Origin of the sequence: uncultured Ferrimonas sp. (genome assembly GCF_947489035.1) — a bacterium.
GTDB lineage: Bacteria > Pseudomonadota > Gammaproteobacteria > Enterobacterales > Shewanellaceae > Ferrimonas.
In genome coordinates this window covers 40,625-65,202 of the sequence record NZ_CANLCI010000016.1, presented here as the reverse complement: position 1 = coordinate 65,202, position 24,578 = coordinate 40,625, and the positions used below count along the sequence as shown (strand labels likewise).

25 protein-coding genes are annotated in these 24,578 nt (G+C 57.4%); 16 read left to right on the top strand and 9 right to left on the bottom strand.

Annotation, left to right across the window (positions count from 1 at the left end):
* The first annotated feature begins 1 nt into the window (after window position 1).
* The 8 genes from Q0796_RS11235 (at window position 2) to Q0796_RS11200 (ending at window position 7,648) form a co-directional block, all read left to right on the top strand.
* On the top strand, window positions 2-757 hold the full coding sequence (locus Q0796_RS11235) for a class I SAM-dependent methyltransferase (RefSeq protein ID WP_298443071.1): 756 nt from the start codon (window positions 2-4) through the stop codon (window positions 755-757).
* Window positions 754-1,167 carry a GNAT family N-acetyltransferase gene (locus tag Q0796_RS11230; protein ID WP_298443068.1) on the top strand — a complete coding sequence of 138 codons (414 nt, stop codon included), beginning with the start codon at window positions 754-756 and terminating at the stop codon, window positions 1,165-1,167. The genes Q0796_RS11235 and Q0796_RS11230 overlap by 4 nt, the downstream gene beginning before the upstream one ends.
* Window positions 1,168-1,332: 165 nt before the next feature.
* Window positions 1,333-1,860: a non-heme ferritin gene (gene ftnA / locus Q0796_RS11225; RefSeq protein ID WP_298443066.1), complete on the top strand. Its 528-nt coding sequence runs from the start codon at window positions 1,333-1,335 to the stop codon at window positions 1,858-1,860.
* Window positions 1,861-2,107: 247 nt separating this feature from the next.
* Entirely contained in the window at window positions 2,108-2,611 is a 504-nt protein-coding gene (locus tag Q0796_RS11220) for a disulfide bond formation protein B (protein WP_298443064.1), read from the top strand.
* Between the two features lie 104 nt (window positions 2,612-2,715).
* Window positions 2,716-4,167, top strand: a complete 1,452-nt coding sequence (locus tag Q0796_RS11215; protein WP_298443061.1) for a DUF4145 domain-containing protein — start codon at window positions 2,716-2,718, stop codon at window positions 4,165-4,167.
* Between the two features lie 9 nt (window positions 4,168-4,176).
* Window positions 4,177-4,731, top strand: coding sequence for a GNAT family protein (locus Q0796_RS11210; RefSeq protein ID WP_298443058.1), 555 nt, complete (start codon window positions 4,177-4,179; stop codon window positions 4,729-4,731).
* A gap of 122 nt (window positions 4,732-4,853) precedes the next feature.
* Window positions 4,854-6,176, top strand: a complete 1,323-nt coding sequence (locus tag Q0796_RS11205) for a pitrilysin family protein (RefSeq protein WP_298443056.1) — start codon at window positions 4,854-4,856, stop codon at window positions 6,174-6,176.
* On the top strand, window positions 6,173-7,648 hold the full coding sequence (locus tag Q0796_RS11200) for a pitrilysin family protein (RefSeq protein ID WP_298443054.1): 1,476 nt from the start codon (window positions 6,173-6,175) through the stop codon (window positions 7,646-7,648). Before Q0796_RS11205 ends, Q0796_RS11200 begins: the two co-directional genes overlap by 4 nt.
* 72 nt (window positions 7,649-7,720) lie before the next feature.
* Here the strand turns inward: Q0796_RS11200 and Q0796_RS11195 are convergent, their stop codons facing one another.
* From Q0796_RS11195 to fusA, 3 genes are all read right to left on the bottom strand, one after another.
* Window positions 7,721-8,143 carry a hypothetical protein gene (locus tag Q0796_RS11195; RefSeq protein ID WP_298443052.1) on the bottom strand — a complete coding sequence of 141 codons (423 nt, stop codon included), beginning with the start codon at window positions 8,141-8,143 and terminating at the stop codon, window positions 7,721-7,723.
* Between the two features lie 125 nt (window positions 8,144-8,268).
* Window positions 8,269-9,291 (bottom strand): P1 family peptidase, encoded by a 1,023-nt coding sequence (locus Q0796_RS11190; RefSeq protein WP_298443050.1) that lies wholly within the window; start codon window positions 9,289-9,291, stop codon window positions 8,269-8,271.
* Window positions 9,292-9,399: 108 nt separating this feature from the next.
* Entirely contained in the window at window positions 9,400-11,421 is a 2,022-nt protein-coding gene (gene fusA, locus Q0796_RS11185; RefSeq protein ID WP_298443047.1) for an elongation factor G, read from the bottom strand.
* A gap of 290 nt (window positions 11,422-11,711) precedes the next feature.
* On the opposite strand from fusA, the gene Q0796_RS11180 reads away from it, so the two are divergent.
* The 3 genes from Q0796_RS11180 to Q0796_RS11170 all read left to right on the top strand — a co-directional run bounded on the left by Q0796_RS11180 (window position 11,712) and on the right by Q0796_RS11170 (window position 13,652).
* Window positions 11,712-12,161 (top strand): hypothetical protein, encoded by a 450-nt coding sequence (locus tag Q0796_RS11180; protein ID WP_298443044.1) that lies wholly within the window; start codon window positions 11,712-11,714, stop codon window positions 12,159-12,161.
* A gap of 73 nt (window positions 12,162-12,234) precedes the next feature.
* On the top strand, window positions 12,235-13,206 hold the full coding sequence (locus Q0796_RS11175) for a S41 family peptidase (RefSeq protein WP_298443041.1): 972 nt from the start codon (window positions 12,235-12,237) through the stop codon (window positions 13,204-13,206).
* Window positions 13,207-13,283: 77 nt separating this feature from the next.
* Window positions 13,284-13,652 carry a YbaY family lipoprotein gene (locus Q0796_RS11170; protein WP_298443038.1) on the top strand — a complete coding sequence of 123 codons (369 nt, stop codon included), beginning with the start codon at window positions 13,284-13,286 and terminating at the stop codon, window positions 13,650-13,652.
* A gap of 54 nt (window positions 13,653-13,706) precedes the next feature.
* Here the strand turns inward: Q0796_RS11170 and Q0796_RS11165 are convergent, their stop codons facing one another.
* Window positions 13,707-14,273: a hypothetical protein gene (locus tag Q0796_RS11165; protein ID WP_298443036.1), complete on the bottom strand. Its 567-nt coding sequence runs from the start codon at window positions 14,271-14,273 to the stop codon at window positions 13,707-13,709.
* Window positions 14,274-14,418: 145 nt separating this feature from the next.
* Window positions 14,419-14,946 (bottom strand): DUF2058 domain-containing protein, encoded by a 528-nt coding sequence (locus Q0796_RS11160; RefSeq protein WP_298443033.1) that lies wholly within the window; start codon window positions 14,944-14,946, stop codon window positions 14,419-14,421.
* Window positions 14,947-15,079: 133 nt separating this feature from the next.
* Here Q0796_RS11160 and Q0796_RS11155 point away from each other — a divergent pair, with 133 nt between their 5' ends.
* Window positions 15,080-15,544: a tRNA (cytidine(34)-2'-O)-methyltransferase gene (locus Q0796_RS11155; protein WP_298443030.1), complete on the top strand. Its 465-nt coding sequence runs from the start codon at window positions 15,080-15,082 to the stop codon at window positions 15,542-15,544.
* A 214-nt stretch (window positions 15,545-15,758) separates the two neighbouring features.
* Window positions 15,759-16,613: a rhodanese-like domain-containing protein gene (locus Q0796_RS11150; protein WP_298443028.1), complete on the top strand. Its 855-nt coding sequence runs from the start codon at window positions 15,759-15,761 to the stop codon at window positions 16,611-16,613.
* A gap of 16 nt (window positions 16,614-16,629) precedes the next feature.
* On the opposite strand, the gene Q0796_RS11145 is transcribed toward Q0796_RS11150, so the two are convergent.
* Both Q0796_RS11145 and Q0796_RS11140 read right to left on the bottom strand, forming a co-directional pair.
* Window positions 16,630-18,105, bottom strand: a complete 1,476-nt coding sequence (locus Q0796_RS11145) for an ATP-binding protein (RefSeq protein ID WP_298443025.1) — start codon at window positions 18,103-18,105, stop codon at window positions 16,630-16,632.
* Window positions 18,093-18,782, bottom strand: coding sequence for a response regulator (locus tag Q0796_RS11140; RefSeq protein ID WP_298443022.1), 690 nt, complete (start codon window positions 18,780-18,782; stop codon window positions 18,093-18,095). The genes Q0796_RS11145 and Q0796_RS11140 overlap by 13 nt, the downstream gene beginning before the upstream one ends.
* Before the next feature lie 148 nt (window positions 18,783-18,930).
* Here Q0796_RS11140 and Q0796_RS11135 point away from each other — a divergent pair, with 148 nt between their 5' ends.
* From Q0796_RS11135 to Q0796_RS11125, 3 genes are all read left to right on the top strand, one after another.
* Window positions 18,931-19,410: a periplasmic heavy metal sensor gene (locus Q0796_RS11135; RefSeq protein ID WP_298443019.1), complete on the top strand. Its 480-nt coding sequence runs from the start codon at window positions 18,931-18,933 to the stop codon at window positions 19,408-19,410.
* Between the two features lie 46 nt (window positions 19,411-19,456).
* Window positions 19,457-20,332: a cation diffusion facilitator family transporter gene (locus Q0796_RS11130; protein WP_298443017.1), complete on the top strand. Its 876-nt coding sequence runs from the start codon at window positions 19,457-19,459 to the stop codon at window positions 20,330-20,332.
* A gap of 161 nt (window positions 20,333-20,493) precedes the next feature.
* Window positions 20,494-20,985 (top strand): porin family protein, encoded by a 492-nt coding sequence (locus tag Q0796_RS11125; RefSeq protein ID WP_298443015.1) that lies wholly within the window; start codon window positions 20,494-20,496, stop codon window positions 20,983-20,985.
* A 309-nt stretch (window positions 20,986-21,294) separates the two neighbouring features.
* Here Q0796_RS11125 and uvrD read toward each other — a convergent pair whose 3' ends face one another.
* Window positions 21,295-23,469, bottom strand: coding sequence for a DNA helicase II (uvrD, locus tag Q0796_RS11120; protein ID WP_298443013.1), 2,175 nt, complete (start codon window positions 23,467-23,469; stop codon window positions 21,295-21,297).
* Window positions 23,470-23,511: 42 nt separating this feature from the next.
* Window positions 23,512-24,219, bottom strand: coding sequence for an HAD-IA family hydrolase (locus Q0796_RS11115; RefSeq protein WP_298443011.1), 708 nt, complete (start codon window positions 24,217-24,219; stop codon window positions 23,512-23,514).
* Between the last annotated feature and the right edge of the window lie 359 nt (window positions 24,220-24,578).

Genomic DNA, 24,578 nt, shown 5'->3' with positions numbered 1-24,578 from the left:
CATGACCGCCATCTACCTTGATCTCAGCCAACAACACCCAGAACGCCTGCAACAGATGGCCGCGCGGTGGGGATTGGTGCACTCGGATGAAGCGCCGTTTCTGTTGTGCTATCAGCAAGAGCGGTTAAGCCTGTATCTGCGCGCCGAACCGAAGCTTGGGGCGATAGAGGTGGATTTGATCGGCGGCGCGGTGGCGCACCGGCGTAAATTCGGGGGGGGCCGAGGCCAAGCCATCGCCAAAGCCGTTGGGCTTAAAGGCGGGGTGATGCCCACGGTGGTGGATGGCACCGCAGGCTTAGGGCGCGATGCCTTTGTGCTGGCCAGCCTTGGTTGCACCGTTACCATGGTGGAACGCCATCCGGTGGTGGCGGCGTTGCTGGACGATGGCCTGCAACGGGCGTATCAAGATCCGGAGATTGGCCCGTGGCTGCAGCAGCGGTTGCAGCTGCATCACGGCAACAGCGTTGAGCAACTGGGGCAGTTGGCGCTGCAACCCGACGTGGTTTATCTGGATCCGATGTATCCCCATCGCGCGAAATCGGCGCTGGTAAAGAAAGAGATGCGGGTATTCCAGCAGCTGGTTGGTGCCGATCTGGATGCCGACGGCCTGTTGGCTCCGGCGTTGGCCTTAGCCAGCAAGCGGGTGGTGGTGAAGCGCCCAGACTACGCCGAAGATCTCGATGGTAAGAAACCCAGCACGGTGATCGCCACCAAAAAGAACCGCTTTGATGTGTACGTGAAGGCGGCGATGGCGTGATCGGCCAGTGGCTTACGCCGCTGCAAGCGCCGCTGGCAACCGCCTTTTACCGCCGCTGTGGCAGTAAAGAGAAAGCCAAAGGCGACGAACGCATCGCAGTGTTACGCAACCCCACGCAACAGATTGTGGCGGTGCTGCGGCTCGCCCCCAAAGGCGAGCACTGGCTGTTGCGGGCGCTGCTGGTGGATCCCGCCTATCGGCGCCAAGGCTTGGCGTTACACTTGCTGCAGTTTATTGATGCGGCCGTGGCCGAGCCCATCTGGTGCTACCCCTATCCCCATCTGCACGGCTTATATCAACGGGCGGGCTATCAAGCGCAAACCAGCGCACCAGCGCCGATCTTGGCACCCTATCAAGCCTATTGCCGCAAGCAGCCATTGCTGCTGATGTGGCGGCCTCCGTCGGTTTAAGCCGCTGACTTCCACCTGCAATTTATCAGCGCGCTGTGATCCAATCCCATCGGTATGGTTGCGCTGGGGCGGTGACCGTAGCACCATAGCCAGCAGTAAAGGGTTGTTCTGGTTACCCAATTGGGAAGCCATAACGGCCGATAAAATCCAATCAAGGAGCGTTACATGTTGGCTGCAGCAATGACCACCCGCCTCAACGAGCAGATCAATCTGGAGTTTTTCTCCTCTAACCTTTACCTGCAAATGAGCGCATGGTGTGAAGACAAGGGCTTTGAAGGCGCGGCTGAGTTTCTGCGTGCGCACGCCGATGAAGAGATGGAGCACATGCGCCGTTTGTTCACCTACGTGTCTGAAGCCGGCGGCATGCCGCTGTTAGGGGCGATTGATGCGCCCGAATCGCAGTTTGAATCACTGCACGATGTGTTTGTAAAAACCTTTGAGCACGAACAGCTGATCACCAAAAAGATCAACGATTTGGCTCACACCGCTTTTGCTAACCAAGATTACTCTACTTTCAACTTCCTGCAGTGGTACGTGGCCGAGCAGCACGAAGAAGAGAAGCTGTTCAAAGGCGTACTCGACCGCATTGAACTGGTGGGCAACGACGGCGCCAGCCTGTACCTGATCGACAAAGAGCTTGCCCAGCTGGCCACGGCCGAAGGCAGCAGCGTGATGCAGGACACCGCCGAGTAACCTTGGGTTTGGTTCCGCCAAAAAGGCAACGCCATCTTGGCGTTGCCTTTTTTGTTGGGGCGACTCCGCGCGACGGCGTGAATGTGCAATAACGGCGTTTTTGCACAAATAACAAAAGAGGGGCTGTGGCCCTAAAGGCCATGTTCTGCGATCTAAGTTGCACCAAAACTGACATTATTCCCGCCAGCACAAACCTTAACGGAGTGGCAGCAACAACGGTGGCTGTGGTTACTGATGAGCGGCGCTGTTGCTGATTTTATCGGCGATGGGCTACTTCCAGTGGTTCCTTGAAATGGATCCCTGTGAAATCTGCGTCTACATCCGCTTTAGTCCGTTCTGCATTTTATTTGCCGGTGTCATTATCGCCGGTAACCCCAGCAATAATGTGCTGAAAGTATGCGGCATGGCGTTGGCTTGGTACGGCGTGTTGCAAGGGTTGATGTGGTCGTTCGATCTGAATGCACTGCACGACTCCAGCCACGCACTGGATGACGTGATGGCCAGCGGTGGCGATCTGTTTGCTGCCGGTGGCGGTGGTAGCGCATGTTCCACCGAGCCGACATTCCCATTGGGCTTGCCGCTGCACCAGTGGTTTCCATATGAATTTCAACCTTCAGGGATCTGCGGGGAAGACGATTGGAGCCTACTGGGGTTGAACATGGCGCAGTACTGCATCATTGCTTACAGCGTTTTTGCCATTGGTCTTGGCGCGGCGACTTTTGGCTGGGTGCGTCGCTTTATTGCGAAGTAAAATATCAATGGGGGCAATCAGCCGCTTGCCTCCTTTTTTATTGCCCTTTGGCCAGTTACATTAACGGGCAGTGGCCCCGCAATAACTGAGCTAAAGAGCATTTGATGAACGATCTGGAGCTGATCCGTCAACTTAACCGCGATCTGGTGGACGACTACCAGTTAGCCCGCAACTACTGCCTTGATGTACCCACCTACGCCTTAGTGCATCTGCGCAGTGTCGCCCACCGCTTGGTGGAGCAACTTGGGGCGCTGCATCAGATTGAATTCCGCTCAAAAAACCTCTACGACCGCATCGATCAGCTCGGCAAAATGCGGCTGCTGGACATGCGCCTTGCGCGCAAGCTGCACAAGCTGCGTAACGACGGCAACAAAGGCGCGCACCCAGAAAAATACCAACTGTCGCAGCCACAACTGGTGCAACTGGCGGCCAAAAGCGTGAAAGATTGCGCCCGCTTATGCGCCGATCTGTACCCGTTGTTGCTGCAGCAACAAGCGCCGCAATGGCAGTTTGAAGCGGTGGATGCGGAAGCGGGGCGCGAGCTGTGCTACCGCGCCGTGATGGAAGACGATGCCAGCGCCCAATACTTGGTGGGGTTGTCGTTAAAAGCCCGCGCAGCGGCGCGACAAGAACAAGCCGAATCTTTTGCCCAAGCCAACGACACCCAGCCGCACACCGAATCCAGCGATGAACTGACCCAAGCGGCTTACTGGTTTGAGCGCGCCTCGCTGCGCCACGCCGGTGCGCGCTTCGAACATGGTGTGGCCTTGCTGCACGGCTACAGCGGCGAAGCGGACGAGCCACTGGCACTGGAGCTGATCAGCGCCGCGGCCGCCGAGAAAAACGCCGACGCCCAAGCGTTGCTGGGCTATTTTCATTTAACGGGCAGCCACCAGTTTGCTCAGGATCCGCGCTTAGCAGAACACTACCTGCTGGCCGCCGCCGAACAAGAACAACCGGAAGCACTGGCCAACCTGGCGGTGCTCTATTATCAGGGGTTGTTGGGGCAAGCCGATTACCAACAGGCGCGGCGCTGTGCCGAGCAAGGCGCGCAAGCGGGCTACCCTCATGCCCAGTACCAGTTGGCGGTGATGTTGTTTGCCGGTGAAGGCGGTGCAGTGGATGCAATCAGTGGCATCAGCTGGCTGCAAAGTGCCGCCGAGCAACACTACCCAGAAGCCCTTGCCGATCTGGCGCAGCGCCGCTTGGATGGCGATGGCATTGAAGCCAATGCCGCCGCCGCCGAGGCGCTGTATCAGCAAGCGATTGAATACGGTGCCTTGCCTCGGGCGATGTTTGAATTGGCGCTGGCGCACTTTGAACAGGAGCTGCCTCAGCCGGATCTGCAACTGGGCGCACAGCTGCTGTGGCAGGCTTATCAACGGGCGGCGCCGCACTCTGAATTGGGGCGGGCTATCCACCAATTGGCACCGGAGCTGGTGGCGCAACTGGACAGCGCCATTGCCGCCGGTGAGCAACAGTTGGCGGCCGTACGACAGCAGTTTGATGCCCAAGGCTATCCGCAGCACAGCAGCGATCACCACATTAACGACTAGGGAGCCGCAATGCCGGGCATTTTGGTGGCGCGCAGCGCCATATTATCGCTGCACCAGTTTGCCCAAGGCGATGCCTGTGCCTTTAAAGCGATGAACGATCAGCCGCAAGCGCTGGCGTTCACCGGCGATAAACCCTTTCCCTCGGAAGCCGCCGCCGCGGCCTTCATTCGCGATTACGATCACTACCATCAGTTTGGCTTTGGCCGCTGGAGTATCTACCTAACCGATGGCCGCTACGCCGGGTTTTGTGGCCTGCGCCAGTGCGTGGCCAGCAACGGCAAGGTGCAGGTTGATTTAGGTTACCGAGTGCCGCCCGCGCTGTGGGGGCAAGGCATTGCCACCACCGCCGCCTCGATGGCGTTGCGGCTGGGGTTCATTCGGTTTGGCTTAAATGAAATCGTTGCCAACGTGATGGTGGCCAACCCTGCTTCGGTGCGGGTGCTGAGCAAACTGGGCATGCGCGCCACGGGCCGCAGTGAAGATCAACATGGCCAATGGCTGCGCTTTTCGTTGTCGCAACAGCAGTGGCTTAGCCAGTCATCCATTGCCCCCTCTGGCCGCTGAAGCCCCGCCTCGGGCAAAAATCCGCGAACAAAAATCCCTGGGTTAACGGCTTGTTACTTGCGCGCTAAATAGTCACACTCATGGCGTTGTTCCGCACAATAACAAGGATCTAGGAGGCCATGATGGCACTGCGTAAAGCCGCAGTGGGGCTAATGCTGGCGTTGTCGGCGGGGGCGCAAGCCACCACCGCAGCGGACGTGCAAAGCTTCACATTGAATAACGGCATGAAAGTAATGGTGATGGAAGATTTCACCATTCCGAATGCCAATATGTACCTGTTTTGGAAAGTGGGCTCTCGCAACGAGGTGCCCGGCATTACGGGGTTGTCGCACTTCTTTGAACACATGATGTTTAACGGCTCTGAGAACTACGGGCCGAAGATGTTCGATCGCACCATGGAAGCCGCTGGCGGCGCCAACAATGCCTATACCACTGAAAACCTAACGGTCTACACCGATTGGTTCCCCGCCGATGCGATGGAAGTGGTGTTCTCTTTAGAAGCGGATCGCATTGGTGCCCTGAGCATCGATCCCGAACTGGTGGAATCGGAACGCGGGGTGGTCTCCTCTGAGCGCCGCACAGGGTTGGAAAACTCCAACTGGCGCATGCTCAGTGAAGAAGTGAAAGGGGTAGCGTTTCGGGCTCACCCTTACAGCTGGTCGGTGATCGGCCACGAATCCGACATCAATGCGTGGGAGCTGGCGGATCTGCAGCAGTATCACCAAACCTACTACGCCCCCAATAACGCCGTGGTGGTGATCTCCGGGGCGGTGAAGTTTGAGCAAGTGCAGCAGATGGCCACCCAGTATTTTGGTGGCATTGCCGCGCAACCAGAGCCCGCCGCCATTCGCACCGTTGAGCCGGAACAAAAAGGCGAACGACGGGTGTATGTGCAAAAGCCATCGGTTTCCAGCACCAACTTGATGGTGGCTTATAAAGTACCGGCCACCAGCAACGCCGATTACTACGCCTTGGATCTGTTAACCGATCTGCTGCTGAGCGGCAAATCCAGCCGCTTGAATCGCGCCTTGGTCGACAGCCAAATGGCCACCGCGGTGGATGGCTACATGCCGATGAGCTTCGATCCAAACCTGCTGTACCTGTACGCCGTGGCCACCCCAGGCAGCGACAGCGCCAAGCTGGAGCAAACCCTGATCGCCGAGGTGAACCGCTTAGCGGTTGAGCCGGTGACCGAGCAAGAGCTGACCAAGGTGAAAAACGGCAAGCTGATGGCGTTTTATCAGCGGATGCAAACCATCAACGGCCGGTCCGATAACGTTGGCACCTACGAGCTGTTTTTTGGCGACTACAACAAGCTGTTTAGCGCCCCAGAAGCGTACCAAGCGGTTACCGCCGCAGACATTCAACGGGTAGCGAAAGCCTACCTAACCAAAGCGCGCCGCACCGTGGGTGTGTTGGCCGCGGCGGAGGACAAAGACCTATGAATAAGTTACTGATAGCGTTGCTGGCTGCGGGCCTAAGCAGTGGCCTGAGTGGTTGCGTGAGCACCAGCGACAGCGCCAGTGCAGCGGTGGCAGCTCCGGCGCTGGAAAAGGCGCCGTTTGTGGTGCCCGCCTTGGCCAACAACAGCGCCAAGTTTACCCTGCCAAGCTACGAGCAAGTGCAGCTGGATAATGGCCTTACCGTTTACCTGTTGCAGCGCGACACGGTGCCACTGATCACCGTAAGCGCGGTTGTGCGTGCTGGTGCAGTGAATGATGCCGAGCCCGGCACCGCCATGCTGACCAGCCAAGCCACCTTGCTGGGCACCAGCACGATGGACAAAAATACCCTTGAGGAAACGGTGGAAAGCTTGGGCGCCAGTTTGGATGCCAACGCCGGTAAAGAGGGCACTCAGATCCACAGCCAGTTCCAAAGCAAGGATCTGGCGGTGATGATGCCGTTGTTGGCGCAGGTGTTAACCCAGCCGAGCTTCCCAGCGGATGAAGTGGCCAAGGCGCGGGATCGCTACGTGGCGCAGTTGTCGCAGCAAAAAGAGAGCCCACGGCAGGTGATCGGCAACTACTTCGATCGGTTGCTGTACGGCAATCACCCATACGGCAATGCGGCTGCGGGTAACGCCGACGCCATCGCCCAGTTGGATGAGTTTGATCTGAAACTGTTTCACGGCAGCTGGTATCAGCCGCGCAACAGCGCGTTGATTATCGCCGGTGATTTTGACCGTGCTGCCGTGATGGCAATGGTGCAGCAGCAGTTTGGTGGCTGGGCCGATCGCAAAACCCCAACCCCACCGAACGTGGCGGCGGCGGTAGCGAAGCCGAGCAACGCCAAGGTGTTGTTGGTGGATAAAGCCGATGCACGGGAAACCACCTTTTTGATTGGTGGCCCAGGTGTGGCACGGGATAATCCCGACTACGTTGGTTTGCAGGTGATCAACACCATCTTAGGCGGCCGCTTTACCTCGTGGTTGAACGACGAACTGCGGGTGAATGCGGGCTTAACCTACGGCGCTCGTTCGCGCTTTAACGCGCAGGGGCAGCATGGCAGCTTCTACATCAGCACCTTTACGGCCACGCCCACCACCAAGGACGCGCTGGATCTGGCGCTGAAAACCTACGGCCGCTTATGGCAGCAGGGCATCGACCAAGCCACCTTAGACAGCGCCAAAGCGTACGTTAAAGGCCAGTTTCCGCCGAAGTACGAAACCGCGGATCAGCTGGCTGGGTTGCTGGGGCAGATGCACTTAATGGCGATGGATCCGCAGCAGCTGAACCGCTTTAGCCAGCAAGTGGATGCGCTTAGCTTGGCGGACGCACAGCAACTGGTCAGCAAATACTTCCCGAAGGACAACTTGCAGTTTGTGTTGGTGGGCAAAGCCGATGACATTCGCGATTTGGCGGGCAGCTACGGCGACGTGACGGAAGTCAGCATCAACAAAGCAGGGTTTAACTTCTAAGCCTAGTTAGGCGTTAGCCCAAGGCCAATCACGCAAGTGATTGGCCTTTTTTATGGTTGCGGCCGAACTTGCTTAGTCGCGCAGCATGGCGATGGTGGGCGGGCACTGGCCAAACAGCACCATGCCGCGTTGAGTTGGGCGTTGGGCGCTGATCTGATAGCCGCCCAAACACAGCTGGCGGCGTTCAAATTCCGCTTCCAGCAGATCCAACATAAAGTGCGGATTGGTCAGTTGGTTGTAGCGCGGTACGGGATCCGTTTGCGGTTCAGCAGCGGGCTCTGCCGAGCCGTTGCGGCGTTGCCCTTGAGCCGATTGGGGGCGTGATTGGGATTTGGCGGGCGCGGTTGAGGCGGTGGGCTGTTGTTGGTGCTCGGCCCCAAAGTAGTTCAGCTGAAAGTGGGTGATCCCTTTGCTGTCCACTTCGGCGTGGAACCACTGCCGTTGCTGTTCGTTGTTGCTGCAACCGGTTGCAGCCAGCAAAGCTAGGCTAATCAAAAACAAGCGCACATCAAATACATCATCGAGAAAATGGGCTTGAATTGTAGTCAGCCGCCGAGGGCCAAATCCAGAGGATTTACCTAGCTTTGCAGTAAATTTACTTTTAAAAATTAATCGTTTAACTACTTGTTAGGGGATAACACCTGTTGGCTGGCAGGAAACGACGCTACCCCCTTGGCGGCATTGATGGCGTTGTGGATCGCTTGCTCCATCACTTCGGCGCCAATGACCCCGAGTAAGTTCACGTCCATCGCCGCTACTTCGCCGGTGGCGGCCGCAAAAATGGCGTCGCCGTCGTACATGGAATGCACCGGACGAATGGCACGGCCGTAGCCGTCGTGGGCCATTTGCGCCACTTTCAACGCTTGGGATTTGGTTAGGGTGGCGTTGGTGATCACCGCGCCAATGGTGGTGTTGCGTCCGGCGAAGCCTTGGGCATTAAAGCCAGAGAGGATCAGCTCGGTGCCGTTGACGAAGTGGCTGCCATCGTCGCTGCGACTGGCGGCCATTAAGCTGCCGTCACGGCTGACCACATCGCCCCAAGCGTTAACCGCCACCACGGCGGCAACCACAACGCCGTTATCCAGTTGCAGTACCGCTCGGCCAATGCCGGATTTGGTGGCGTGTTTCATGCCGCGGATTTTGCCCACGGTTGCGCCCATGCCTGCGCCGTAGTTGCCCTGTTGAAACTGCTGCCGTTGGGCGGCTTTGGTGGCCGCTTGCCCCATGGCGAAGTTTGGGCGAGCCTTGGCGTCGCCAATGGCCAGATCAAACAGCACCGCACCGGTAACAATAGGCACCTTAGCCACGCCCACATCAAAGCCAACGCCTTCGCTTTCAAGCTGATTGGCAACGCCGCTCATGGCATCAAGGCCAAAGGCGCTGCCGCCAGAGAGCACGATGGCGTGCACTTTTTCCACCAAGTTTTCGGGTTTCAGTAGATCGGTTTCACGGGTGCCGGGGGCGGCGCCGCGCACATCAACGGCGGCGGTGGCGCCTTTATCAAAGCGCAATACGGTGACGCCGGTGATGCCAACGGCATCCTGTTGTTGGCCCACTTTCAGACCTTGAATGGCAAACAGGGGATCGGCGGCCATGGCAGGGGCGCACAGCAGCGCAGTGAACAGCAGAAGGCGACTAAACATGGATATTCCTTAGGGGTGCAGACAAAAGCGTGAAGGTAGCACACTCTGCGAGAGCGGCGACGGGCGCCGCCGCTCATCATCACCGAATGGTGATCTTGGTAGGCATTATTAGTGAGGTAATAGCCGCTCCTTAACCTGATCCGGGGCCACGTCATAGCGCGCGAAGGCCATGCTCATCTCTCCTTCGCCGCCGGTCATGGCTTTCAGGCGAATGGCGTAGTCGGTCAATTCAGACAGCGGCGCTTCGGCGCTGATGTCGACCTGATTGTTGGCCAGTGCGGCGGTGCCACAGACCATGGCGCGATGCGCGGCCAGATCGCCGGTGATGTCGCCCACTTTGTCTTGGCTTACCCGCACCTGCAGGTTAACGATGGGTTCCAGCAGCGCCGGTTGCGCCTGTTCCACTGCGGCCAAAAAGGCTTTTTTACCGGCACTGAAAAAGGCGATCTCTTTGGAATCGACCGGATGGTGTTTGCCGTCGTGCACCACCACTTTCAGATCCTGCATGGCGAAGCCCGCCAGCACCCCTTCGGCCATCGCTTCTTTGACCCCTTTTTCAATCGCGGGCAGGTACTGGCTTGGGATCGCCCCGCCCACCACTTTCGATTCAAACTGGAAGCCGCTGCCCCGCGGCAAGGTGGTGACGCTCAGCTCCACTTCACCAAACTGGCCGGCGCCGCCGGTTTGTTTTTTATGGCGATAACGGGCTTGGCCGCTGCCGCAAATGGTTTCGCGGTAGGCCACCGCTGGGGTGTCGGTTTCCATATCGAGGTGGTAGATCTGCTCGGCTTTTTCCAGCGCAATTTGCACGTGGGTGTCGCCCAGCCCCTGCAATACGGTTTGGTTTTGGCTGCTGTCGTGGCGGATCTGCAAGCTGGGATCTTCGCTCACCAGTTTGCCCAACACTTCGGCCAGCTTCTGTTCGTCGCCGCGTTTTTTCGGTTTCACCGCCAAGCCAAACAGCGGTTGCGGCAGCTCGGGATCGAGCATGTGGAATTCATCTTCTTGGTGGTGATCGTGCAATACCGCGCCCACCTCCAGTTGCTCAATTTTGGCCAGCGCGCACAGATCCCCCGGCAACGCTTCGGTCACTTCCTGCTGTTGCTGTCCTTGCAGCTTCAACAGGTGGGTTACTTTAATGGGCTTGCGTCCGGCGCCGATGAAGATCTTCTGCCCTTGGTAGATGCGCCCTTGGTGCACGCGGAAGACCCCCATCTTGCCCACATAGGGATCGATGGCCATTTTGAACACGTGAGCCAGCAGGTGGGCGTCGGGCTCGGCGCTGATGGTTACGGGTTGCTGCTGGCCGTTAACGTATTCTGGGGCGCTGCCTTCCAGTGGGTTGGGCAACGCTTGGCACAATAGGTTAAGCAGGTGGCCAATGCCGATCTGATGCTCGGCGTCGCTGAAGCACACTGGCACCAGCTCCCCTTGGCGCAACGCCGCTTCTAATGGCGCATGCAGCTGAGTTGGGGTGAGCGATTGTTCCTGTTCGAGGTACAGCTCCATCAGGGCTTCGTCTTGTTCCACCACCACATCCACTAAGGCGCTGTGGCACTGCTGCACATCGCCAAAATAGGGCGTGCCATCGGTTTGTGGGGTGAAGTAACAATCTAAGACGCTGCTGCCATCGGCGCAGGGCAGGTTAAGTGGCAAACAGCCGTGGCCAAACTGCTGCTGGATCTCGGCCAAGAGCGGCTCAAGCTTATCAAGGTTGCCGTGGCAGTGGTTGATCACAATCGCCACCGCCTTGCCGTGGTGGCGAGCGTCGGCAAAGGCGCGGCGGCTGATCTGTTCAATGCCGCGTTCGGCGTTGATCAGCAGCAAGACCGATTCCACCGCGGGCAGCACCAGCTGGGCACGGCCAAATAAGTCGGCCAGTCCCGGGGTGTCGATAAGGTTGATGTGTTGGTCTTGGTAATCGAGGCTGAGTAACGCGGGTTCGAGGCTGTGGTGATGCTGGATCTCTTGCGGGCTGAAGTCGGCGTGGTTGGTGCCGTTACTGACTTTGCCTTTATGGCTGATCGCGTTGGCGCGGTAAAGCAGCGCCTCGACTAGGCTAGATTTGCCACTGCCGGCATGGCCGAGCAGGGCGACGTTCCTGATCTGTTCTGTGCGTTGGGCGGGCATAGTAACCTCCTTGGCAAACGATCCCGACCACTCGACTCTATGCCTGTAATTTTGTTCAAACTTTGACCCTGATCAGAGTTTGGGCGGGTGCGTCATCGCGGGGGCGGGGCTCTGCCGTGAACGGCGCGAAAGCGCAAGTCAGCTCTGCCAACTGGCGTGATTTCCCCAGCTGGTGGCTGCCAACAAATGTGGCCAGTTGGCGGCGAACGGGGGCGCTGGGATTGGCGTTGGCGCTTGCCTTTTTGCTGCGGTGGCTGCAGCTTAGAGCGCACACTGGAAAAGGATGATTGATGGTGATGACTGCGGCCAACGTAACCGGTAAGACGCCGTTACGCGACGGCGCTGGCTTGTTGTTCGGGCTGGTGTTGGCGCTGCTGTGCGCGTTGCCGCTGCCATTCACCGCGACACCAAGCGCCAACCTTAATGTCAGCCTTAATGCCAACCTCCATACCGAGCTCAGTGGCCAGTGGCACGGAAACGATGAGCCCACATCTGCGCCATCCATCACCCTAAGTGCTGGCCTGCACGGCGCGGCGGAACGCTTTAGTCACCCGCAGCAGCAACCGCGTTGGCTGGCCCCGCTGCTGTTGTGGCTGGTGCCGCCATTGGCGTGGTGTCTGCTGGCGCTGCCGCCGTTACCGCGGCCGTGGTACCACCGTTATCGTGGCGCGGGCTTTCGCCTTAGCGGCTGGAAAGAGAGCAACCTGCAATATCGGGCGCGACTAACCCACCAGATCTGATCGACCCAAACCCCAAGTTATTGCCGTTGGCGTAGGCCAGCGGTGCATTTTTTGCTGTTTTAGGGAGATCAACATGACCCAATTTACTCTGCTATCGTCGCTGCTGGCGGCACTGTGGTTGCTGGTTAGCAGCCCATCCGCGGCGCAAGCCATTACCTCCAATCAGATCCGCCCCCTGTTAACGCAAACCTTTACGGTGATGCGGCAACACTACATCGCCCCCGAGCGGATCGACGCCATCGAACAATGGGTGTTGGCGCGACAGCACGCGGGAGCGTACCAGTCGATCACCACGTTGGCGCAGTTTGCCAAAGTGGTGGGGGGAGACATCCGCCAGATCAGCGGCGACGCCCATTTGAGTTTGTATGTGCAAGCCAAGGGCGAGCCGATCAGCCACATCTTGCCTACCCCAACCGGTAAGCTCAGCCACAATTTTGCCTTTGAGCAGCTGCGCTATCTGCCGGGCAACATCGGCTATCTGAAATTCAATAAGTTTTCCCCCGACGACGGCGCAATGGCGGTGGCGGATCAGGCGATGCTGTGGCTGCAACAGGCGGACGCGCTGATCATCGATCTGCGCGACACCGTGGGCGGTTCGCCGCAACTGGCGCAGCACCTGCTGAGCTATTTCTTTGCCGCCGACACCCCGTTGTGGCGCGTTTATTGGCGCGGTGATGAGGTGGCCGAGCAGATCAAGGCGCTGGCGGTGGCCAAACACGATCGCTTTAAAACGGGGATCCCGCTGCTGCTGTTGACCAGCGACGACAGCGCCAGCGCGACCGAACTGTTTGCCTCGGTACTGCAAGCCAACGGCAAGGCACGCACCGTGGGCAGCGTTAGCGGTGGCGCCGGATATTATGTTGGGGTGGAAGCGATCACCGAGCAGCTGATCTTTCGCATCTCCAAAGCCAAGCCGGTGATCAGCATCAATAACCGCAATTGGGAAGGCGTTGGGGTGCTGCCGGATGTGGCGGTTCCAGCAATGGATGCGCTGGATCGCGCCCAGCATCTGTTGCGAACCGAGCAGCAATCGATATTGCGTTAAGCTCTGTTGTGGGGATCAGGATTGGGTATGATAGGGGCAACTGACGCCGCCGTGGGTGGCTGCTACAAGGAGATAGCATGAAACGATTGATGGTGGCCGCATTGGCCGCGTTTACTCTGGCCGGTTGTGGCAGCGATGAAGTCGCAACGGCAACCGCGGATAAGCAAGTCAGTGGCGAAGTGGTTTACTTTGCTCGCATTGCCACGCCACCGGGGTCGCAGCTGCTGGTGCAACTGCACGATGGCAACGGCACCCTGCTTGGCCAGCAACAGCAAGAGGTGCAAGGCGGCCCTCCGTTCCCCTATCAGGTGGATTACGTGGATGCGACAACCATCCATGTGAGCGCCAGCCTCACCTTTGGCGACAGCGATAAGGTGAAGTTTAAGCTGGAAAACAAGTTGCTGGATCTGGTCAAAACCGATTTGATCTTGCCGCTGGCGGAGTAGTTTTCGCAGCGGTTCGACCAGAAAAAACCGGCCAAGTGGCCGGTTTTTTGATGATTAGGACTTAATCCATGTTTTCTTGCTTTTCGATACCCGCTTTAATTTTTTAGTTTGGACGAGCGAGTTAAACGATCGAAGAAAATCGGCTTTGGGCTGGCTTAATTTTTTCCTAACGGATTCGGCAGTTTGTGCTGTGTGGAACTGGAGGCATATCCGCTGTTCTAATGACAATGGAGGTGAGCCTGTTGGTATCGATACGGTATCGATCGATGCAGACGATGTTTGCATAGTGCCTTTGATTTGATGTTTTAGCCGATGCAACTTGCACTGGAATTGAAACGCAGCAATTAAGGCATTATCGCGAGTGTGTAGGATAAATTCTGCCGTGAGTCGTTGAGCTTCGGATAGTGAGGCAATTAAGCCGACGAGATGACCAATAATGTAGAAGTCAGCTTGGTTGGAACCAGAGGGGTAGCAGCTTAAAGAGTGGAAGAAACGTCGTTCGCAGATCTGCTTGATGGCATCAAGTCTTGAGAAGATCAATACTCTGTCTTCGATGGTTACTGGGAGTTCTTCTACTTCTTTTAAACCAGTGTTTTCTGCATCCACAAAGATAAATCGCATAATGCCTTCCGTGCCTCTACGAATCCCTCAATGGGTCAATCTCGCATGGCGACAATTGATTTGAATGTAAGAAAATGCATTTTTTTGCGTCAGAAAAAACAAAAACCGGCCAAGTAGCCGGTTTTTTGATGTGCAGAAACCGTGGTTACCACATCAGATCATCGGGGATCTGGTAATCCGCGTACGGATCTTCTTCGTCCACTTCGGCTTCGGCGTTGCGATCATTCACTAGGATGATGTAGCTGTCGTCACGCTGCTTTACCTTGTCGGCAATGCCGGTTGGGATCAGGTGGTAGCTGTCGTCCAGCTTAGCGATGGCCAACTGGCCGTTCACCAAACCGTTTTGCAACGCCGTGGTGACAAACACCTTGGTGATGGTGCCGTTGTCCGAGAAGTTGTACGGGATCTCGCCGCGGCTGCGGTTTTGGCTGTTGGTGGTGATCAGCTGTTTGATCTGCGCCAGCAAGGCTTTTTTATCGGCTTCCGCTTTGTGCTGAGCGTTCAATTCGCGATCGCGCTTGGCTTGCTCTTCGCGCTTGTCGGCGGCGCTTTGCTTCGCTTCGTTGATCACTTTTTTGCCGGATTTCAGGGTGCGGTGCTTGGCTTTGTTGGCTTTTTTAGCGTCGTGCTTCGACACCAAGCCAACCTTCATTAGTTGATCTTGCAGTGACATGGGGTGGCCTTCTTAATCGGTATTGACCTCAGTCTATCAAATGCGGCTAAAACGGGGCAAAACTCCAACACGGTTTCACGGCGCTGATCGGGTACAATGGCGCCATTCGTTTTCAGTTTGAGCTTGATTGTCCATGTTCCATATCGCGTTGTATGAACCCGTGATGCCGCAAAATACCGGTGCCATTATCCGTCTTGCCGCCAACTGCGGCGCCCATTTGCACCTGATTGAGCCGCTGGGCTTCAGCATGGATGAAAAGAGCCTGCGCCGCGCGTCGTTGGATTACCGCGATCTGGCCAACGTGACCATCCACCCAAGTTACGACGCATTTTTAGCGGCGATGGCAGGCAAGCGCATTTTTGCCTTAACCACCAAAGGCAGCCGCCCGCACACCGAACCCAGCTACCAGCAAGACGATGTGCTGTTGTTTGGCCCTGAAACCCGTGGCCTGCCAGACGAGGTACGCAGCGTGTTCGCACCAGACTGCCGCATCCGCATTCCGATGAAGCCAGAAGCGCGCAGCCTGAACTTGGCCAACGCGGTATCCATTTGTGCCTACGAAACGTGGCGCCAGTTGGGGTTTGATGGGGCGTTGTAACGGTTAATCGTGCTTCGTCGATGCCACAAGCTCAACACCCAGGTGTTGAGCTTGTTTGGTTTTAGGGCTGCGGTTACCGCGATAATTGTCGAGCAGAGGATTGATAAAGGGTGAAGTTCGCCCAAGAGAAATGACCAAATTTTTGCCTTGGTCGCAGCCTTGGTCGGCGCGGCTGGCTATGCTAAAGCCACTTTAAAACAAAGGATTGCTGTCAATGAGTTCCCTCAAACTGAAAAACAACGTTGTCACCAGCCGCTGGTTGGCGGAGAAGCTGCATCACCCCGAGTTGGTGTTGCTGGATGCCAGCTGGCACATGCCCGGCAGTGGCCGCGATGGCTTAACCGAGTTTGTTGAGCAGCACATCGCCACGGCGCAGTTTTTTGATTTTGATGGGGACGTGGTGGCGGCGTCGAGCTTGCCGCACATGCTGCCGGATGAGGCGCAGTTTCAGCAGGCGGCGCGCCGTTTTGGCATCAATAACGACAGCGCCATTGTGGTGTACGACAGCCACGGTTTGTTCAGTGCTGCGCGGGTGTGGTGGATGTTTAAAGCGATGGGGCACAACAAAGTGGCGGTGCTTAATGGCGGCTTACCGGCGTGGTTGGCGCAGGAAGGCGAACTGGCGGCGGGCACCCCAAACGCCCGCCCGCAGGGGCAGTTTGTGGCCAAATTGCAGCCGACGCTGGTGGTGGATAAGCGCGAAGTGCAGTTGTCGCTGCACGCCCCTGAACGGGTGATTTTGGACGCTCGTGGCCCGCAGCGTTTCAGCGGTGCCGCCGCCGATCCGCGCCCAACCGTGGCAGCAGGGCACATGCCCGGTGCCATCAATCTGCCCTACGCCAGCTTAATTGACGACGGCAAGCTGCTGCCGCCGTTTCTGCTGCATCAGCGCTTTGTGGAGCGAGGGGTTGATGGCAATGCCCGTCAGATCTACAGCTGTGGTTCTGGGGTGACTGCCTGCATCTTAGCCTTGGCCGCCACCGAGATTGGGGTGCAAAACTGGGGGGTTTACGATGGCAGCTGGGTAGAGTGGGGCGCCGCCAGCGATACCGAAAAGGTGATCGACTGACGGCGGCGGTGCTGATTTAAGCTTGGGGTTTGGGCAGGCAGATCAACACGGCTAAGCCACCATTGTTGCGGTTGTAGGCGTGCAGTGTGCCTTGGTGGGCTTCTACGGCGCCAAGGCTGATGGCCAAGCCGAGCCCCCAGCCACCGCTGTCGCGATCCCGGGCGTCATCCACCCGATGAAACGGTTTAAAGATGGCGTCGAGCTGATCTGCTGGTACGCCTGGGCCATCGTCTTCAATCAGCAGTTCCAGCTGGTCTTGGCCATCGCGCAGGGTAATGTGCACCTGACTGCGTGCGTAACGCAGGGCGTTGCGTAATGGGTTTTCCAGCAGCCGTTGCAGCAGGGTGTCGATGCCCGTGAACGGCAGCTGCGCGGGGGCGGTGATCACCATCATTTTGCCCAGCTCGGCGGCTTCAAATTCGGCGCCATCCAGCACCGGCTGTAAGGTTTCGATCAGATCCAGTGGGCTTTTCCGCTCGGTGACCTGCAAGTTCAGCCGCGACAGCGCCAGCAGCTCTTGCAGCATCGATTCTAATTGTTCCGCTTCCAACGTGATCCGATCCAGCTCGGTGCTTTGCTGACCTTTACGCCGAGCCAGTGCCAAGCTCAGTTGCAGCCGCGTGAGTGGCGTTCGCAGCTCATGGGAGATGTCCGACAACAACCGCTGTTGGCCAGTAACCATCGTCGCCACCGAATCGGCCATGCGATTAAAGCTTTTCCCCAGTTGACCTATCTCATCGCCACGGTTGCTGATGCGAGGGCTGATGCGGGCGTCTAACTCGCCGCGGGCGATGGCGCTGCTGGTGGCGCGCAGTTGCCGCAACGGCTTGCTGAGGTTCCACGCTAACAAGCCAAAGACCAGCGTTGAGAAGAGGGTGGTGATCAGCAGCAGCAACCACGGCCGCTGCAGCAATTCCAGCAACCACAGTTTGCGAATGCTGCCCATTTTGCCGATCAGGTAGTTGCCGTTATCAAGCTGCTTGGGGCCAAACAGCAGGTGATCCCCCAGTTGTTGCTGGCGCATGGGTTCTTGGGGATCGAAATCCAGCAAAAACTCTCGCAACGCGCGGGGCAGGCGATGGGCTGGGCGGTTCAGCACGTTGCCGTTGGCGTCGACCAAATAAAGCTGCAGTCGCATTGGCGGGGTATTGGTTTTAAAGCGAGGTTGGTCGCGGGGGGGCGCTGGCCGATGTTGTTGGTGTGGCGGGCGCCCGAGCGCATCGAGCATGTCCTTCGGCAGCGGCCCCATCGACACCCCTCGGCGTTGTATCACGCGGTTGATGTGATCGATGGTCAGCGTTGGCTGCTGATTTAGGCGCTCGGCGATGCCTTCTAACAGCAGCTGTAACGGCGCGTCTACCGGTTGATTGCCAAGCTGCTTTTGCAACATCGGCAGGCCAATAACGGCCCCAAGGGTTAAGGTTGAAGTTAACCAAAACGCCAGCAGCAAACGCCCCAACAGGTGGTTGAAGGGGTTAATCAATCCAGCCATATGTAACCTTTGCCGCGCACGGTTTTTACTCGAGCCAAACCGTCAGCGCGTTCGGGTAACTTCTTCCGTAAGTTGGAGAGATGCATGTCTAAACTGCGATCGAAGGGCATCAGCCGTTTGTTCAGCACCTCGATCGACAGCATCTCTTTGCTGGCGATCTCGCCGCTGTATTTGATTAAGGTGTGCAGCAGTGAAAATTCGGTGCTGGTGAGCTCAATCAGGGCATCCCCAACGCGCACTTCTTGTCGGCGTGGCAGCAAGGTGATGTCGAGATGCATCACCTGTTCCAGTGCACTGGGGTTGGCGTTGGGATCTTGGCTGCGGCGTAAAATGGCGCGCATGCGCGCCACCAGTTCGCGATCATTAAACGGCTTGGGCAGGTAATCGTCGGCGCCCAGCTCTAAGCCGGTTACCCGATCCATGTCGTCGCCTTTGGCGGTAAGCATCAATACCGGCAGTTTGCTGCCGTGTTCCCGTAGGGTTCGCAGCAGATCAAAGCCGTTCATTCCCGGTAACATCACATCCAATAACAGCAAATCGTATTGGCCTTCACGCGCGGCTAATAACCCCGATGGCCCATCTTGGCGCACGGTAACGTCGAAATTTTCCAACTGCAGCAGCTGCGCTAACAGATCGCATAAACCGCGATCGTCTTCTACCAATAATACTCGGTTCATCTGTCCTACCTCTGATCCCACGCCGCCTAGAGTAGCTGAAGGCTGTGGTTAATTATGGCCAGCTTTACACAGCTTTACGCTGCTACAACGTGCACTTACGTTGCGGTTGCTATCGTAGACCCATCTACTGAGTAAGAGGAGTTCCACCATGAAACGTTCCACAAAGATTGGTTTGGCTGCACTGGTGTTGTTTAGCTCTGTTGGTGCCTACGCTGGCCACGGTCATGACGGCCACGATCGTCAACGCGGCGCTCAAGGGATCCATAAAATGCTGTTTGATTTGGATTTGAGCAGTGAACAACGGGCTGAAATTCGCACCATTTTAAAAACCGCCAAAACGGAACGGAAGCAGCATAAGTCGCAGCCAAGTGAAGCCGCGATGAGCCAGCACCGTGCCGCGATGCAAGCGTTGATGGACGCCAGTCAGTTTGATGCGGTGGCGGCGGCGGCGTTGGTCGAACAGCGCCAAACGAAGCAGCAACAGCGCGCCATTAAAGGCATGCAGTTGCGCCATCAGGTGATGCAGGTGCTAACCCAAGCGCAGCGGGATGAGCTGTACGCCAAGCAACAGCAACGGCAGCAACGTCACAGTGGCAAGTGTGCGGATAAGCATAGCAACCAAGACTAGTGCTAAACTGCGCGCATCATCAGCCAGTTAAGTAATAGGTAACCCGATGGCGCGCGCAACCCCCGAGCAATACCAATACTGGATCAAACTGGCGACCCGAGCCTCTATCGCAACTGCGGTGTTGTTGATCGTCACCAAGCTGGCGGCGTGGTTGTTGTCTGGCTCGGCCAGTTTGCTGGGCTCGCTGACGGATTCATTGATGGATGCCGCCGCTTCGCTGATCAACTTTTACGCGTTGCGAGTGGCGTTGATGCCCGCGGATGAACACCACCGTTGGGGCCACGGCAAAGCGGAGCCGTTAGCCACGTTGGTGCAAGCGGGCTTTATTTTGGGATCGGCGCTGTTGCTGCTGTTTGCGGGCATCGATCGCACCATTACCCCAATCCCGCCATCGGCTACCGGCTGGGGGGTGGGTGTGTCGGTGTTTGCCATTGCGGCCACGTTGGCGTTGCTGGCGGTGCAGAAACGGGCAGTGGCCGCGACAGGATCAACGGCCATTGCCGCAGACGCGCTGCATTACCGCAGCGATCTGCTGATGAACGTGGCGGTGATCGTGGCCTTGGTGATGTCGGCCTACGGTTTCTGGTGGGTGGACGGCGTGGCTGCCATCGGCATCGCCTTCTACATCGCACACGGGGCGTGGCAGCTGGGCAATGAAGCGGTGCAGCTGCTACTGGATCGCGAAGCCGAGCCCGAAGTACAGCAACAGGTGCGCGAGCTGGCGCTGGCAGACGCCCGGCTGCAGGGCGTACACGATCTGCGTACGCGCCTGTCTGGCAACATGTTGTTTGTGCAGATGCACCTCGACATCGACGGCCAACTGACCCTGCACGATGCCCACGCCATTGGCGATGGGGTAGAGCAGCGGATCAAAGAGGCCTTCCCCGGATCGGACGTGATTGTGCACCAAGATCCGGTGTAGCGCCGAGTGATCGGCTGTCAAAAACGGCTCACTTAGGTGGGCCGTTTTTTTGTGCGACATCGCTTACTGAAAAAAGGTTTATGTCGACTTTATCAGCAACGCAATTGCCTGTAGCTTCGCGGGGATGCCTGCAAGGCATAACAACGATAAAAGGATTTATGATGAAGAAGTTACTTATTGCTTTGGCGATGTTGCCCGCCTTAGCTTGTGCCGATAACGGTGCGTACGTTGGTGTTCAATACAGCAATGTGGATGCCGAAGAAGTCAGCCTGGGGGCACTGGGCCTGCAAGCGGGTTATCAGTTCTCTGAATACCTTTCTGCCGAAGGGCGCATGGGCGTTGGCATCAGCGACGACACTTACATGGGCGTGGATATTGAGCTGAATAACTACTTTGGTGCTTATTTAAAGGCGCAGTACCCAACCGCAAGCGGTTTCAGCCCTTACGCTTTGCTGGGTTACAGTAAAGGGGAACTTGAGGCCTCTTTTCAGGGCGAGAGCCTGTCAGAAGATGAAAGCGACATGAGCTACGGCGTTGGCGTTGAATACGACTTAGGCAATCGGTTCTTGTTGGGCGTTGAGTACCTGGTGCTGATTGATAAAGATGGCTACGAGATCAACAACTTGAGCTTTGGTGGCCGTTACCGTTTCTAAGCGCTACCGAGCCATAAAAAGGAGCCCAAGGGCTCCTTTTTTGATGCCCACAACACGGCAGATGCCCTCTTCAAAAAAATGAGGTTACCTTCGAAAAACAGCCCATTAACCAAGGAGGGTTAACGGATGGAAGACGCTGCACCGAAACGCATTTTGTTCGCTTGGTATTTGGATCTGTTGCTGATCCGCGCGGTCACAGAGAGGCGCTTGCCCTTATGCCAGAAGGCTCAGCGGTTGCACGCTTAGGCTTCATCACAACCGAAAACGGCTCACTGAAGTGAGCCGTTTATTGCTGTAAGCATTGAGCGTTTATCTTGCTTCCAAGCGGGCGTAAGCCACCACCAACCACTTCACCCCTTGGCCATCAAACGCCACCTGCACCCGCGATTGTGGGCCCGAGCCTTCGAAGTTTAAGATCACCCCATCGCCAAACTTAGGGTGGTGCACTCGCTGGCCTAAGGTAAAGCCAGTTTCATTGAAACGGGTCTCCGCTTGGTGGAAGCGGTTTTGCTTCTGCGGCGTGGACACTTGGGTGGTGAGCCGCACTTCATCCAGATATTCCGCTGGAATTTCGCGCACAAAACGGCTGACTTTGGCTAGGGTTTCGCGGCCGTAGATGCGGCGCGATTCGGCGTGGGTTAGGGTCAGCTTTTTCATCGCTCGGGTCATGCCGACGTAACACAGACGGCGTTCCTCTTCTAAGCGGTTGCCTTCATCCAGCGCCATTTGCGATGGGAACAAGCCCTCTTCCACACCACAGACAAACACCTGTGGGAACTCCAACCCTTTGGCGGTGTGCAGGGTCATCATCTGCACCGCGTCTTCCGATTCCCCCGCTTGGCGTTCGCCCGCTTCCAGCGCCGCGTTGGCCAAGAAGGCGTTCAGATCGTCCATCTCGTCGGCGTCATCGGGCTTGATGAAAGAACCCGCAGCGGTGACCAATTCTTTTAAGTTCTCGACCCGCGCTTCGGCTTTCTCGCCTTTTTCCGCTTGGTACATCGCCAGCAAACCGGAGTGCTGAATGACGTGATCGGCTTGGTTCTTCAAAGTGGCTTGCTCGGTTTCCGCTTCAAGGGTGCCGATCAAATCCATGAAGTTACGTACCGCACCGGCGGCGCGACCGGCTAAGCCACTGTCGGCCAACAAGCGCTGACACGCCTGCCACAACGTTACCCCTTCGCTGCGGGCAGTGCTGCGAATGATGTCGATGGTGCGAGTGCCAATGCCACGGGTTGGGGTGTTGATGATCCGTTCGAAGGCGGCGTCGTCGTCGCGGTTGGTCATCAGGCGCAGGTAGCCCAAGGCGTCTTTGATCTCTTGCCGTTCGAAGAAGCGCAGGCCGCCATAGATGCGGTAAGGCACGCTGCGGTGCAGCAGCGCTTCCTCCATCACCCGCGATTGGGCGTTAGAACGGTACAGGATGGCGCAATCGGCCAGATTGCCGCCTTCATCTTGGTATTTGCGAATCTGACCAACGATGTAACGCGCCTCTTCCAGTTCATTAAAGGCGGTGTAGAGGCTGATGGTGTCGCCGTCGGCGTCATCGGTCCACAGCTCTTTGCCCATCCGATCGGAGTTGTTGTCGATCAGGGCGTTGGCGGCTTTCAAAATGGTGCCGGTTGAGCGGTAGTTTTGCTCCAAACGCACGGTTTCGGCGCCGGGGAAATCCTTCAAAAACTGCGACAGATTTTCTACTTTGGCGCCACGCCAGCCGTAGATAGACTGATCGTCGTCGCCAACGATCATCACGTTGCTTTGGTTGCCCGCCAACATGCGGATCCAAGCGTACTGCACGGTGTTGGTGTCTTGAAACTCGTCCACCAAAATGTGGCGGAAGCGGTTTTGATAGTGGCGCAGCAGCACCGGATGGTTGAGCCACAGCTCGTGGGCGCGCAGCAGCAGTTCGGCAAAATCCACCAAACCGGCGCGATCGCAGGCTTCTTGATACGCAACGTAGATCTTCAGCCAGGTTTTTTCGACTGGATGGAAGCTGGCGTCGATGTGTTGTGGCCGCAGCCCTTCATCTTTTTTGCCGTTGATGTAGCCCATCGCTTGGCGTGGTGGCCACTTTTTATCGTCCAGTTCGAGGCTGCGGATGATCCGCTTCAGTAATCGCAGCTGATCGTCGCCATCGAGGATCTGAAACCCTTCGGGCAACTTGGCCTCTTTGTGGTGGGCGCGCAGCAAGCGGTGCGCTAAGCCGTGGAAGGTGCCGATCCACATCCGTCCCATCGGCGTATCGGCCAGTTGCTCGATCCGCTGGCGCATCTCTTTGGCGGCTTTGTTGGTAAAGGTAACCGCCAAGATGGCGTAGGGGCTTTCCCCCTGCTCTTGCAGCAACCAGCTGATGCGGTGAGTCAGCACTCGGGTTTTGCCGGAGCCAGCACCGGCCAATACCAACAGCGCCCCGGGGGCCGCTTCCACGGCGGCGCGCTGTTTGTCGTTAAGCTTGGCCAAAAGTGGCGACATGGAGGAGTCTGACATCGGGTTCCTGCTTGGCATGGAGTAAAAAGAGTAAGGGCGGGATTATAACAGCTGCCGCAGCGCCTCCAATGAGGAAATGGTTGCGGTGGGCAATACGCTGCCAGCGGGGCGCGGGGTGCCACCATATTGCGGCGATAGCCACACCGCTTGGCAGCCGGCGTTGATGGCGCCAGCAATGTCGCTGTCGGGGTGATCGCCAATGTGCAGCAGCTGCGCTGGGGCGATGTTGAGCTGTTTGCAACAGCGCTGAAACAGCGTGGGATCCGGTTTCATTGGCCCATCTTGGCCGGCGGCTAATACCGTGGCAAAGGGGATCTGCGGCAGAAACTGACGCACGTTGGCGTTGCCGTTGGTGATCACCGCCAGTGGGTACTGTGCCGCGAGGTCTTGCAGCAGCTCGATCACCGCTGGGGCGATGTGAATGTCGCTGCGCCAGTGCAGAAACTTGGCCATGGCGTCGGTGGCGAGTTGCTCGCTGTTGCTCAGCTGCAGGGCGGCCAGCCCCTGTTTCAAGGTGGCTAAGCGGCTGGCGGTGGTGCACTGCGCGAGCTGCGGTTGCTGTTGCAGCAGCTGCTGTTTTTGCTGCATCCACCAAAAGGGATCCCCTAGCTGCGATACGTTGCCAAGGCTGGATAAGTGGCGCAGTAATAGGGTTTCGGCGTGGATCAGCACCGGTTTGTTGTCGTACAGGGTGTCATCAAGATCAAAGCTGATGGCGGCAAAGGGCTGTAGTCGGCGGTTAAAACGCATATGAACTCCTGCGGCAGAGGGGAGAATAGTAGCACTGCGACCATAAAAAAACGGCACCGAGGGTGCCGTTGGATGCTGACTTGAGGCGATTACGCTGCTTTGGCAGGTTTGCTCTTCGCTGCTGCCTTGTTGCCCTCTAAGTCTTTCAGCATCTGCTTGATGCGTTTGTTGTTTCCTTTTCTCGCCATGGTGATCTCCTTGTCTTTAGTTTCAACACCATAATAGCCACAAGCAGAAAAAATCAGCAACTCTGTGTGCGTTGAGCAGCAGCCGAAGCCGTGCAACCTCTTGCCGTTAACGTCGGCTGACTGCGGCGACCATCCGCCGCGTTGGCATGTACCGTTGCGGGCGAATAGGGT

What these genes read in the sequence shown, in the direction of transcription:
- Q0796_RS11235 (WP_298443071.1), top strand. Translation starts at nt 2, where the DNA reads ATGACCGCCATCTACCTTGATCTCAGCCAACAACACCCAGAACGCCTG.
- ftnA (WP_298443066.1), top strand. Translation starts at nt 1,333, where the DNA reads ATGTTGGCTGCAGCAATGACCACCCGCCTCAACGAGCAGATCAATCTG.
- Q0796_RS11215 (WP_298443061.1), top strand. Translation starts at nt 2,716, where the DNA reads ATGAACGATCTGGAGCTGATCCGTCAACTTAACCGCGATCTGGTGGAC.
- Q0796_RS11210 (WP_298443058.1), top strand. Translation starts at nt 4,177, where the DNA reads ATGCCGGGCATTTTGGTGGCGCGCAGCGCCATATTATCGCTGCACCAG.
- Q0796_RS11205 (WP_298443056.1), top strand. Translation starts at nt 4,854, where the DNA reads ATGGCACTGCGTAAAGCCGCAGTGGGGCTAATGCTGGCGTTGTCGGCG.
- Q0796_RS11200 (WP_298443054.1), top strand. Translation starts at nt 6,173, where the DNA reads ATGAATAAGTTACTGATAGCGTTGCTGGCTGCGGGCCTAAGCAGTGGC.
- Q0796_RS11190 (WP_298443050.1), bottom strand. Translation starts at nt 9,291, where the DNA reads ATGTTTAGTCGCCTTCTGCTGTTCACTGCGCTGCTGTGCGCCCCTGCC.
- fusA (WP_298443047.1), bottom strand. Translation starts at nt 11,421, where the DNA reads ATGCCCGCCCAACGCACAGAACAGATCAGGAACGTCGCCCTGCTCGGC.
- Q0796_RS11180 (WP_298443044.1), top strand. Translation starts at nt 11,712, where the DNA reads ATGGTGATGACTGCGGCCAACGTAACCGGTAAGACGCCGTTACGCGAC.
- Q0796_RS11175 (WP_298443041.1), top strand. Translation starts at nt 12,235, where the DNA reads ATGACCCAATTTACTCTGCTATCGTCGCTGCTGGCGGCACTGTGGTTG.
- Q0796_RS11170 (WP_298443038.1), top strand. Translation starts at nt 13,284, where the DNA reads ATGAAACGATTGATGGTGGCCGCATTGGCCGCGTTTACTCTGGCCGGT.
- Q0796_RS11165 (WP_298443036.1), bottom strand. Translation starts at nt 14,273, where the DNA reads ATGCGATTTATCTTTGTGGATGCAGAAAACACTGGTTTAAAAGAAGTA.
- Q0796_RS11160 (WP_298443033.1), bottom strand. Translation starts at nt 14,946, where the DNA reads ATGTCACTGCAAGATCAACTAATGAAGGTTGGCTTGGTGTCGAAGCAC.
- Q0796_RS11155 (WP_298443030.1), top strand. Translation starts at nt 15,080, where the DNA reads ATGTTCCATATCGCGTTGTATGAACCCGTGATGCCGCAAAATACCGGT.
- Q0796_RS11150 (WP_298443028.1), top strand. Translation starts at nt 15,759, where the DNA reads ATGAGTTCCCTCAAACTGAAAAACAACGTTGTCACCAGCCGCTGGTTG.
- Q0796_RS11145 (WP_298443025.1), bottom strand. Translation starts at nt 18,105, where the DNA reads ATGGCTGGATTGATTAACCCCTTCAACCACCTGTTGGGGCGTTTGCTG.
- Q0796_RS11140 (WP_298443022.1), bottom strand. Translation starts at nt 18,782, where the DNA reads ATGAACCGAGTATTATTGGTAGAAGACGATCGCGGTTTATGCGATCTG.
- Q0796_RS11135 (WP_298443019.1), top strand. Translation starts at nt 18,931, where the DNA reads ATGAAACGTTCCACAAAGATTGGTTTGGCTGCACTGGTGTTGTTTAGC.
- Q0796_RS11130 (WP_298443017.1), top strand. Translation starts at nt 19,457, where the DNA reads ATGGCGCGCGCAACCCCCGAGCAATACCAATACTGGATCAAACTGGCG.
- Q0796_RS11125 (WP_298443015.1), top strand. Translation starts at nt 20,494, where the DNA reads ATGAAGAAGTTACTTATTGCTTTGGCGATGTTGCCCGCCTTAGCTTGT.
- uvrD (WP_298443013.1), bottom strand. Translation starts at nt 23,469, where the DNA reads ATGTCAGACTCCTCCATGTCGCCACTTTTGGCCAAGCTTAACGACAAA.
- Q0796_RS11115 (WP_298443011.1), bottom strand. Translation starts at nt 24,219, where the DNA reads ATGCGTTTTAACCGCCGACTACAGCCCTTTGCCGCCATCAGCTTTGAT.